Source organism: Oceanitalea stevensii (genome assembly GCF_014837105.1).
Lineage (GTDB): Bacteria > Actinomycetota > Actinomycetes > Actinomycetales > Actinomycetaceae > Oceanitalea > Oceanitalea stevensii.
In genome coordinates this window covers 20,520-31,015 of record NZ_JACSPO010000008.1, presented here as the reverse complement: position 1 = coordinate 31,015, position 10,496 = coordinate 20,520, and the positions used below count along the sequence as shown (strand labels likewise).

The 10,496-nt window shown below is 72.7% G+C and carries 10 protein-coding genes; 2 read left to right on the top strand and 8 right to left on the bottom strand.

What is annotated here, in order from left to right:
- Window positions 1–56: 56 nt before the first annotated feature.
- Together H9624_RS12660 and H9624_RS16960 are read right to left on the bottom strand one after the other, a co-directional pair.
- Window positions 57–680 carry a mycothiol-dependent nitroreductase Rv2466c family protein gene (locus H9624_RS12660; RefSeq protein ID WP_251840254.1) on the bottom strand — a complete coding sequence of 208 codons (624 nt, stop codon included), beginning with the start codon at window positions 678–680 and terminating at the stop codon, window positions 57–59.
- 52 nt (window positions 681–732) lie between these two features.
- A complete protein-coding gene (locus H9624_RS16960; protein ID WP_307784962.1) occupies window positions 733–1,158 on the bottom strand; it encodes a glutaredoxin domain-containing protein in 426 nt (141 codons plus the stop codon).
- Window positions 1,159–1,283: 125 nt separating this feature from the next.
- Here H9624_RS16960 and pepN point away from each other — a divergent pair, with 125 nt between their 5' ends.
- Entirely contained in the window at window positions 1,284–3,872 is a 2,589-nt protein-coding gene (gene pepN / locus H9624_RS12650) for an aminopeptidase N (protein ID WP_251840253.1), read from the top strand.
- Between the two features lie 171 nt (window positions 3,873–4,043).
- On the opposite strand, the gene H9624_RS12645 is transcribed toward pepN, so the two are convergent.
- The 5 genes from H9624_RS12645 to H9624_RS12625 all read right to left on the bottom strand — a co-directional run bounded on the left by H9624_RS12645 (window position 4,044) and on the right by H9624_RS12625 (window position 6,525).
- Window positions 4,044–4,730 (bottom strand): HAD family hydrolase, encoded by a 687-nt coding sequence (locus tag H9624_RS12645; RefSeq protein WP_251840252.1) that lies wholly within the window; start codon window positions 4,728–4,730, stop codon window positions 4,044–4,046.
- The gene (locus H9624_RS12640; protein WP_251840251.1) at window positions 4,721–5,179 is read right to left on the bottom strand and encodes a PTS sugar transporter subunit IIA; all 459 of its coding nucleotides are present in this window, start codon (window positions 5,177–5,179) and stop codon (window positions 4,721–4,723) included. Before H9624_RS12640 ends, H9624_RS12645 begins: the two co-directional genes overlap by 10 nt.
- Window positions 5,176–5,406 carry a PTS glucose/sucrose transporter subunit IIB gene (locus H9624_RS12635; RefSeq protein ID WP_251305554.1) on the bottom strand — a complete coding sequence of 77 codons (231 nt, stop codon included), beginning with the start codon at window positions 5,404–5,406 and terminating at the stop codon, window positions 5,176–5,178. The genes H9624_RS12640 and H9624_RS12635 overlap by 4 nt, the downstream gene beginning before the upstream one ends.
- A 100-nt stretch (window positions 5,407–5,506) precedes the next feature.
- The gene (locus H9624_RS12630; RefSeq protein ID WP_251840250.1) at window positions 5,507–5,761 is read right to left on the bottom strand and encodes a PTS sugar transporter subunit IIB; all 255 of its coding nucleotides are present in this window, start codon (window positions 5,759–5,761) and stop codon (window positions 5,507–5,509) included.
- Window positions 5,758–6,525, bottom strand: coding sequence for a GntR family transcriptional regulator (locus tag H9624_RS12625; RefSeq protein WP_251840249.1), 768 nt, complete (start codon window positions 6,523–6,525; stop codon window positions 5,758–5,760). Before H9624_RS12625 ends, H9624_RS12630 begins: the two co-directional genes overlap by 4 nt.
- A 209-nt stretch (window positions 6,526–6,734) precedes the next feature.
- Here H9624_RS12625 and H9624_RS12620 point away from each other — a divergent pair, with 209 nt between their 5' ends.
- Entirely contained in the window at window positions 6,735–8,156 is a 1,422-nt protein-coding gene (locus H9624_RS12620; protein WP_251840248.1) for a PTS transporter subunit EIIC, read from the top strand.
- Window positions 8,157–8,332: 176 nt separating this feature from the next.
- Here H9624_RS12620 and malQ read toward each other — a convergent pair whose 3' ends face one another.
- On the bottom strand, window positions 8,333–10,480 hold the full coding sequence (gene malQ / locus H9624_RS12615) for a 4-alpha-glucanotransferase (RefSeq protein ID WP_251840247.1): 2,148 nt from the start codon (window positions 10,478–10,480) through the stop codon (window positions 8,333–8,335).
- Window positions 10,481–10,496 lie beyond the last annotated feature (16 nt).

Genomic DNA, 10,496 nt, shown 5'->3' with positions numbered 1-10,496 from the left:
CGCCGAGAGCCGGATTCCTCCTGGAGGAATCCGGCTCTCGGCGCTAGGAGGGGGCCTCAGTCGAAGACGGGGCCCTGGGTGCGGGTGCGCTTGAGCTCGAAGAAGCCCGGGACGCCGGCCACGAGGACGCAGCCGTCCCAGAGGCGGCCGGCCTCCTCGCCCTTCGGGGCGGGGGTGATGACGGGGCCGAAGAAGGCGACGTCGTTGAACGCCACGACCGGGGTGCCGACGTCCTCGCCGACCTTGGTGATGCCCTCGCGGTGCGAGGCCCGCAGGGAGTCGTCGAGCTCGTCGGAGGTCGTGTAGCGCACGAGCTCCTCGGGCAGCCCGACCTCCGCGAGCGCCTCGGTGAAGACCGAGACGTCGTCGATCTCCCGGCCGCCCGGGTGGAAGCGGGTGCCGAGCGCGTCGTACAGCGGCTTGACGACGTCCTCGCCGTGCAGCTCGCGGGCCGCGTTGACGAGACGGGCCGGGCCCCAGGCCTTGTCCATCATCGCCCGGTAGCCCTCGGGCAGGTCGCGGCCCTCGTTGAGCACGGCCAGCGACATGACGTGCCAGCGGGCGGTCACCGGGCGGACCTGCTCGACCTCACCCATCCACCGGGACGTCATCCACGCCCACGGGCAGATCGGGTCGAACCAGAAGTCGGCGACGTCCTTCGTGGTGGCGTCCTGGGCCATGTACGTCCTCCTCGAGTGCTCCGCGGCACCTGCGTGCGCCGCCGCGGTCAGCCTAAGCCGCGACGAGCCGGGCGAGCACTCGGGCAGGATCGGGGTTGGTGAAGGCCTCGCCGTCGATGACGACGGTGGGGACCGTCTCGTTCCCGCCGTTGACGCTCCGCACGTACGCCGCCGCGTCCTCGTCCTGCCAGATGTCGACCCAGGTGGCGCGGCGCCCCGCGCGGCCGAGCCGGACCCGCAGCCGCGCGCAGTAGGTGCATCCCGGGCGCCAGTAGATGACGACCACCCGCTCGGCCGCCGGCCGGGCCACGACGTCGGCGTGCCGCGCACGGCCCGAGCCCTGCCACGGGCTGAGCCACCAGGTCAGGGCGAGGCCGACGACGCCGTACCCCACCGCAGCGGGGACGCTCCCGTCGCGCGCCGCGTCGACGACGAGATAGACGGTGCCCGCGAGCATCGGGGCCCAGAGCCAGCGCATGCCACCAGCATGGCACCCAGGGTCCGCCGGGAGGCAGGTATCCACGTGTGCCGGCGGCGAGGGGCGTGGCAGGATCGGGGCGGCCGGTCCGACCGACCGCCGACCCACGTGACAAGGAGCAGACCGTGCCCGGAGAGAACCTCACCCGCCAGGAGGCCGCCGAGCGCGCCGCGCTCGTCGCCGTCGAGTCCTACGACGTCGAGCTCGACCTCACGCGCGGCGACCGGGTCTTCGCGTCCCGCACGACGATCACCTTCACCGCCCGGGAAGGCGCGAGCACCTTCGTCGACCTCATTGCCGACGCCGTCCACGAGATCCGCCTCAACGGCGAGCCCGTGGACACGCACGCGTGGGACGGCGCCCGCATCGCCGTCGACGGCCTGGCCGAGCGCAACGAGCTCGTCGTCGTCGCCGACGCCCGATACATGAACACCGGTGAGGGCCTGCACCGCTTCGTCGACCCGGTCGACAGCGAGGTCTACCTCTACAGCCAGTTCGAGGTCGCCGACTCCCGCCGGGTCTTCGCCGTCCTCGAGCAGCCCGACCTCAAGGCGACCTTCCGCTTCACGGTCCGCGCGCCGCGGCACTGGACCGTCGTGTCCAACTCCCCCACCCCCGAGCCGCAGCCGGTGGACGGCGACGACGCCGCCGCCGTCTGGCACTTCGCGCCCACCCCGCGCATCTCGAGCTACATCACCGCGATCGTCGCCGGCCCCTACCACCGGGTGACGGGCGAGCTGACGAGCAGCGACGGGCGCACCATCCCCCTCGGTGTCTTCTGCCGCGCGTCCCTCGCCGAGCACCTCGACGCCGAGAACGTCATGGACATCACGCGGTCCGGCTTCGCGTTCTTCGAGGAGGCCTTCGGGCGTCCCTACCCCTTCGAGAAGTACGACCAGCTCTTCGTGCCGGAGTTCAACGCCGGGGCGATGGAGAACGCGGGCGCGGTCACCTTCCTCGAGAGCTACGTCTTCCGCTCCAAGGTCCCCGAGGCCACGGTCGAGCGCCGCGTCGTGACGATCCTCCACGAGCTCGCCCACATGTGGTTCGGCGACCTCGTCACCATGCGCTGGTGGAACGACCTGTGGCTCAACGAGTCCTTCGCCGAGTACATGTCCACGCTTGCCACCGCCGAGGACACCTCGTGGACCGACGCGTGGACCACCTTCTCCTCGCTGGAGAAGTCCTGGGCCTACCGCCAGGACCAGCTCCCCTCGACCCACCCGATCGTCGCGGAGATCAACGACCTCGAGGACGTCGAGGTGAACTTCGACGGCATCACCTACGCCAAGGGCGCCTCGGTCCTCAAGCAGCTCGTCGCCTGGGTGGGCCAGGACGCCTTCCTCGCCGGCGTGCGCCGCTACTTCGCCACGCACGAGTGGGGCAACACCGAGCTGCGTGACCTCCTCACCGAGCTCGAGGCCACGAGCGGGCGCGACCTCACCGCGTGGTCGCAGGTGTGGCTGGAGCAGGCCGGCGTCACCCTCCTGCGTCCCGAGCTCACCACGGACGACGACGGCGTCATCACCTCCTTCGCCGTCACCCAGGAGGCCCCGGACGAGCACCCCGTGCTGCGCCCGCACCGCCTCGTCGTCGGCGGCTACGACGTCGTCGAGCACGACGGCGGCACGCGCCTGGAGCGTGTGCTGCGGGTGGAGACGGACGTCGACGGCGCACGCACGGAGATTCCCGAGCTCGTCGGCCGCCCGCGCCCGGACCTCCTCCTCGTCAACGACGAGGACCTCGCCTACGCCAAGGTGCGCCTGGACGAGGAGTCGCTGCGCACCGCCGTCGACCACCTCGACGACTTCACCGAGTCCCTGCCGCGCTCGCTCGTGTGGGCGGCGGCCTGGGACATGACCCGCGACGGCGAGCTGCCGGCGCGTGAGTACCTCGAGCTGATTCTCGCCAACGTCGGGGCCGAGCGGGACTCGACCGTGCTGCTCGTCCTCCTGCGCCAGCTCAGCCTCACGCTGCGTGCCTACACCGCCCCCGAGACCCGGCCGGAGCTCACCCCGCGGGTGGTCGACCGCCTGTGGCAGCTCGCCGAGCAGGCCGAGGCCGGGTCCGACGCCCAGCTCCAGCTCGTCCGCGCCTTCGCCGACGAGGCCGCCACCGACGCCCAGCTCGACGTCGTCGCCGGCCTGCTCGACGGCAGCCGCGTCCTCGAGGGCCTGGAGGTCGACACCGACCTGCGCTGGGTGCTGCTCACCGCGCTCGCCGCCGGGGGCCGCGCCGGCCAGGAGGAGATCGCCGCGGAGTCCCGCCGTGACGACACCGCCGCGGGTCGTCAGGCGGCCGCACGCGCGGGCGCGATCATCCCGAGCGCCGGGTCCAAGGAGCGGGTGTGGGAGTCGGTCGTCGAGTCCGACGACCTGCCCAACGCGCTGCAGGACGCCGTCATCGACGGCTTCACCGACGTCCACGACCGCTCGCTGCTCGTGCCCTTCGTCGACCGCTACTTCGACTCCCTCGAGCGGGTGTGGCGCGAGCGGACGAACGAGATGGCGCAGAACATCGTCACCGGGCTCTACCCCTTCGCCCTCGCCGGCCTCGCCGACGAGCACGGCGTGGACGTGCTGGCCCGCACGGACGAGTGGCTCGCCGCGCACCCCGACGCGCCGGCCGCGCTGCGCCGCCTCGTGGGTGAGGACCGCGACGCCGTGCGCCGCGCCCTCGCCGCCCAGGCCGCCGACCGCGCCGCCCAGGCCTGACGCCCCGCCCAAACGCCGACAGCTCAGTTGTTACCGGGACTGGCTAACAACTCACCTGTCGGCGGGTGGGGACGGGGCCACCCACCCCGCTCAACCGCCGACAGCTCAGTTGTTACCGGGACGGGGTAACAACTCACCTGTCGGCGGGTGGGGGCGGGGCGGGGGCGGGGGTTACGGCGCCAGGGTGGTGAGGTCGGGCACGACGGCGTCGGCGCCGGCCTGGGCGAGGGCGTCGGCGCCCAGGCTGGTCGTCACGCCGACGACGAAGCCCACCCCGGCGGCACGCGCGGAGGCGAGGCCGGCCACGGAGTCCTCGGCGGCGAGGCAGTCGGCCGGGTCGACGCCCAGCCGCTCGGCACCGAGGAGGAACGGTGCCGGTGCGGGCTTGCCCACCGGGGTGTCCTCGGCGGTGACGAGCCGGACACCGAGGTCGGCGGCGCCGAGCAGCTCGAGCGCCTCCTCGGCCCAGGAGCGGAACGCGGAGGTCACGAGCGAGACCGGCAGGTCCTGCTCACGCCAGGCGCGGATGGCCTCGGCGGCACCCGGGACGGGCACCGGCGGGTGGGTGACGGGGTCGGTCATCGCGATGACCGCGTCGGTGAGGGCCACCGGGTCCTCCCCTGCCCACGGGCCGGCGATCGCCGCGAAGGACTCCCGGCCGCGCCGGCCCATGAACTGGCGCACGACAGCCTCGGGCACCTCCCAGCCGCGGGAGGCGAAGTAGGCCGCGAAGGCGGCCCGCTGCATGGGCTCGGAGTCGACGAGCGTGCCGTCGAGGTCGAGCAGCACGGCGGCTCCGGGCCGGCGAAGGAACTCGCCGGCCCGGACCCGCAGGTCGTGGGTGGAGGTCACTCCCACGCGAAGAGCTCGTCACCGGTGGCGACCTGCGCCCCCGGCTCGACGGCGAGCGTCAGCGCCTCCTGCTTGCCCTCGAGGGCGACGACGGGGCTGACGGGCGAGCGCCCGCCGGCCCGGACCTCGGCCGGGCTCCAGCTGATCAGCCGCTGACCGGCACTGACCGTGTCCTTCTCCTGCGCGTGGAGGGTGAAGCCCTCCCCCTCGAGCTGGACGGTGTCCAGACCGAGGTGGACGAGCACCCCCCGGCCCTGCTCGGTGACGAGGACGAAGGCGTGCGGGTGGAGCTTGGCCACGGTGCCGTCGACGGGCGCGACGACGTGGACCTCGCCCTCACCGTCGGGCTCGATGGCGATGCCGGGGCCGACGATCGATCCCGCGAAGACGGGGTCGGGGACGTCGGCCATCGCCACGACGGTGCCGGCGACGGGTGCGAGGACCCGCAGGCTCACCGAAGGTCCTCGATGTCCTCGACGATGTTGTCCGCCTCGGGGCCCACGACGACCTGCACGGCCGTGCCCTGCTGGACGACGCCGAAGGCGCCGGCCGCACGCAGCGCGGCCTCGTCGACCTTGCTCGAGTCCTCGACCTCGACACGGATACGGGTGATGCACGCCTCGAGGTCGACGATGTTCTCGTCGCCGCCGAGAGCCGCGAGGATGGACTCTGCCTTGCTCATGTTCTGCTCCTCATCCACGGCCGCGGCCGTTGGTCGGTGACGGACGGCGCCGTCTCGTACCGAAACCTTAACTGGTCCAGACGTCCTCGGCGTGACGGCCCTACTCGTCGTCGGCGCGCCGCCACGTCTCCTCGCTCAGCTCCCCGAGGAGCGCGTCGAGCTCAGGCCCCACGACGACCTGGACGACGTTGCCGCGCTGGACGGAGCCGTGGGCACCGGCGGCGCGCAGGGCGGCGGCGTCGACCTGCGCGGGGTCCTCGACCTCCACCCGGAGCCGGGTGATGCACGGCTCGATCTCGCGGATGTTCGCAATGCCGCCGAGTCCGGCGAGGATCGCGTGGATGTCCTTCTTCACGCCAGTCCTTCCTCACGTGGGGTCTGCCCGCTCGCCGTCGCCTGGAGGCGACGACGCGAGGGCACGAGTGTGGGCCCGGGAGCGCTGACCGGCACCCACAGCGAGTAGCGGTCGGCGCGGTAGATCGAGACGGCGTAGTCCACGGCGAGGTCCCCGCTGAAGGTCCGACGGCGGATCTGCAGTCCCGCCGTCGCCTCCGTCAGGCCCAGGTGCCCGGCCACCTCCGCCTCGAGGAGGACCGCCTCGATGACGTCCTCCCCCCACGTGGGCGCGAGGCCACGGGCGGTCAGCGCCTCGTAGACGCTGGGCGCGGGGTCCGCGTCCAGGAGCTCGGGGGCGAGCATGGTCGGCACCCAGTTCTCCTCCACCGCCATCGGCAGACCGTCCGCCAGGCGCAGGCGGCGCAGGTAGTGGACGTCCGCGCCGGGCGGGAGGTCGAGGGCGTCGGCGACGTGCGGGGGCGCGGGGACGCTCTGCGCCGCCAGGACCCGCAGGGACGGCTCCATGCCGCGTCGGCGCATCTCCTCGGGGAAGGAGACGAGCCGCAGCTGGAGGTCGACCTTGGGCTGGGCGACGAAGGTGCCGCGGCCCTGCACCCGCTCGAGGAGCCCCTCGACGACGAGCGCGTCGACCGCCTGACGCACCGTCATGCGGGACACCCCGAAGTGCTCGCACAGCTCACGCTCGGAGGGGATCGCCTGGCCGACGCCCAGACCGTCGTCGATGAGGGCCCGCAGATGGTCGCGCACGGTGAGGTACTTCAAGGCTCCACCCTCCCGTCACCGAACCGTGACCGACGTGCCCGGGGCCACGCCCGGGTGATGCTTGACACGCACGATCATATGGCGGTCTAGTATGCGCAACTGGTCCAGACATCCTGCACGGGATGTTCACACCAGCATGCCCGGCCGGTACCTCCGGGCCGGACCATTCGCGACGGTCCTCCACCGTCGCCCTCGACGAGGAGCCTGACGTGACAGCAGCCACCGCCGGCGCGGCCCCGGCCAAGAAGGAAAAGAAGCCGATCCCCGGTTTCGCCCAGCTTCAGCGTGTGGGCCGTTCCCTCATGCTGCCCATCGCCTCCCTCCCCGCGGCCGCGCTCCTCCTGCGCCTCGGCCAGCCGGACATGCTCGGCGCCGACGGCGTGGCCGGCTGGGCCGGCATGGGCTGGATGGAGCCCGTCGCCGCCGTCATCGGCGCGGCCGGTGACGCACTCTTCGCCAACCTGCCCCTCCTGTTCGCCGTCGGTGTCGCCGTCGGCTTCGCCAAGAAGTCCGACGGCTCCACGGCCCTCGCCGCCGTCATCGGCTACCTCGTCCTCACCCGGGTCCTCGGCGCCATCGCCCCGATGACCGCTCCGTGGGGCGGCACCTTCGGCGCCGAGGCGGACAGCGGGACCGTGGCCGCCGACACCGGCGAGCCGATCCTCACGTACACGATCAACTACGGCGTCCTCGGCGGCATCATCATCGGCATCATCGCCGCGGTGCTCTACCAGAAGTACTACCGGATCAAGCTGCCGACGTACCTGGCCTTCTTCGGTGGCCGCCGCTTCGTCCCGATCGTGACGGCGGTGTCGGCGATCATCGCCGCCGTGGTCCTCTCCTTTATCTACCCGGTCTTCGACACCGTCATCACCGGTTTCGGCAACTGGGTGACCGACCCGGGCAACTCGGTGCTCGGCGGCTTCGTCTTCGGTACCGCCAACCGCCTGCTCATCCCCTTCGGCCTGCACCACCTGCTCAACAACCTGCCGTGGTTCCAGTTCGGCTCCTTCGAGAACGCGGCCGGTGAGACCGTCCACGGCGACATCGCCCGCTTCTTCGCCGGTGACCCGACCGCCGGAATCTTCATGACCGGCTTCTTCCCGATCATGATGTTCGCGCTGCCCGCCGCGGCACTGGCCATCTGGCACACTGCCAAGCCCGCCCGCCGCAAGCTCACCGGCGGCATCATGGTCTCCGTCGCCTTCACCGCGTTCCTCACCGGCATCACCGAGCCCCTCGAGTTCGCCTTCGCCTACGTCGCCTTCCCGCTGTACGTGGTGCACGCGCTGCTCACCGGTAGCTCGCTGGCGCTGATGAACTGGCTGGAGTACCGCTCCGGCTTCGGCTTCTCCGCCGGTGCGATCGACTTCCTGCTCAACTTCCGCATCGCCGAGCAGCCGCTGATGATCCTCGTCTTCGGCCTGATCTACGCGGTGATCTACTACTTCCTCTTCCGCCTGGTCATCACGAAATTCAACCTCAAGACCCCCGGTCGCGAGGACGACGGCGAGGGTGGCGTCGCCGCCCCGTCGGTCTTCGACGAGGCGCAGGAGGCGGCCGCCGTCACCAGCGGCAAGCGCTCCGCCGAGGAGGAGGCTGCGCGAGACGCCGCAGGGCGCAAGCGCTAGCACCCCGACGTGAGGAAGGCCCCGGCACCGTGTGGTGCCGGGGCCTTCGTCGTCCGCTGGGACGCACCTCCGGGACTCTCAGGACCGGCCGGATGTGCGTCCAGCCGCCCGGACGTGCGTCCCGGACGGAGGGGGCGCGGGGCGGGGCGGAGCGGGGTCGCGGTGGGCGCCGGCGGTCAGTCGCCCAGGGACTCCTCCACCACGGCGACGAGGGAGCGCAGGCGGGCGATGGTCGGGAGGTCCTCGATGAGGACGACCTTCTCCGAGCCGTCGGCGAGCGGCAGCTTCCAGTTCGGGTACTCCGTGTCCGTCCCGGGCTGGTTCTGCGCGCGCCGCTCCCCCACGGCGTCGACGAGCGCGACGCCCACGAGGCGCGAGGGCGTGCGCGCGACGTAGGCGTGCAGCGCCTCGACGAGCTGACGCTCGGTGGGGCTGTCGGGCAGCAGCCCGTACTCCCGCAGGCGGGCGACCATCTTCTCCCGCTCGCGGCGCGCCTCGGCGCGCACGACGGGCACGGGGTCGGTGAGCAGGCCCAGGCGCTCGCGCAGGTCGACGTGCTCCTCGGCGAGGTAGCCCGCCGTCGGCGGCAGGTCGTGGGTGTTGACGGTGGCGAGCACGAGCTCGCGGTAGTCCTCCGGACGCAGCGGCCCGCCGTCGTCGTCCTTCTCGAACCACAGCACGGAGGTGCCGAGGACGCCGCGGGAGGCGAGGTAGTCGCGCACCCAGGGCTCGACGGTGCCGAGGTCCTCGCCGATGACGACGGCGCCCACGCGCTGCGCCTCGAGGAGCAGCACACCGACCATCGCCTCGTGGTCGTAGCGCACGTAGCAGCCCTCGTCGGCGCCGTGGCCGTCGGGGATCCACCACAGGCGGAACAGGCCGAGGATGTGGTCCATGCGAAGCGCGCCGGCGTGCCGGAGCACGGTGCGGAGCATGTCGCGGAAGGACGCGTAGCCGGAGCGGGCGAGCGCGTCGGGGCGCATGGGCGGCTGGGACCAGTTCTGCCCCTGCTGGTTGTACATGTCCGGCGGGGCGCCCACGCCGATCCCGCGGGCCAGGACGCCGCTCATGCTCCACGCGTCCGCACCGCTGGGGTGCACGCCGACGGCGAGGTCGTGCATGATCCCCATCGCCATGCCGGCCTCGCGGGCGGCCCGCTGGGCGGTGTCGAGCTGGGTGTCGGCGACCCACTGGAGCCACACGTAGTAGTCGACGCGGTCGGCGAGCTCGACGCGCGCGCGGTAGACGGCCGGCGAGGACACGTCGTCGAGCTCGGCGGGCCAGCGCTGCCCCTCGTACTTCTCGGCGAGGGCGCACCACAGCGCGAAGTCCTCCAGCCCCTGCCCCTCCTCGGCGCGGAAGGCGTCGAGCTGACGCTGGCGCGCCGGCGAGCGGCCGGCCTTGTGGATGACCTCCAGGGCCTGGCGCTTGGCCGCCCAGGCGGCGTCGCGGTCGATGGGGCTGGGGTCGGTCGCCGCGCCGCGGACCTCCTCGGCGGCCCACTCGACGAGGGCGCGCTGCGGCCCCGGCAGGTAGGCGCACTCGCGGATGTCCTCGGGACGGATGTAGAGCGGGTTGTGGAACCGCCGGGTGACGGGCAGGTACGGCGACGGCGTCATCGGCCCGACCGGCTCGGCGGCGTGGAGCGGGTTGATGAGGAGGAAGTCGGCTCCCTGCTGCCCGAAGAAGCTGCCGAGCTCGGCGAGGTCGGCGAGGTCGCCCACGCCCCAGGACGTGCGCGAGCGCACGGAGTACAGCTGGGCCATGAGGCCCCAGGCGCGCTCGGGCACCTCGGCGGGGACGCTGAGCACGTCGGGGGTGACGGCGAGGGTGCACCGTGCCGGCTCCCTGCCCTCGACGACGGCGACGAGCTCGTGCCAGCCCAGCGGCAGGTCGGCCGGGACCCCGAAGGTCGCCCGGCCGGTCCTCACGCCGTCGACGTCGCGGGGGTCCACCCACACGGGCAGCTGCTCGAGCACCCGCTCGCCGCCGTCCTCGAGGACGACGCGGACCGCCACCGTGCTCCCGTGGGGCAGGTGCACCGGCACCTGCTCCTCGCGGCCCTGCCGCACGACGAGGCTGGGCGGGAGCACCGAGCGCCACGGCGCGAGCTCGACGTCGACGAGTGCCTCGGCGACGTCCTCCTCGCTCTCGACGACGACGCCCAGCGCCGCCAGGACGGCGCGGATCGTGCTGGCAGGGACGGTCCGGTGGTTGCCGGTGTAGTCCCAGAAGTCCGTCGCCACCCCGTACGCCGCTGCCAGTCGCTGGAGGGCCTCGCTGGGAAGCCCGGCGTCCCGCCCGGACGGCGTTGTGGTGTTCACGTGCTCAGCTGCTCCT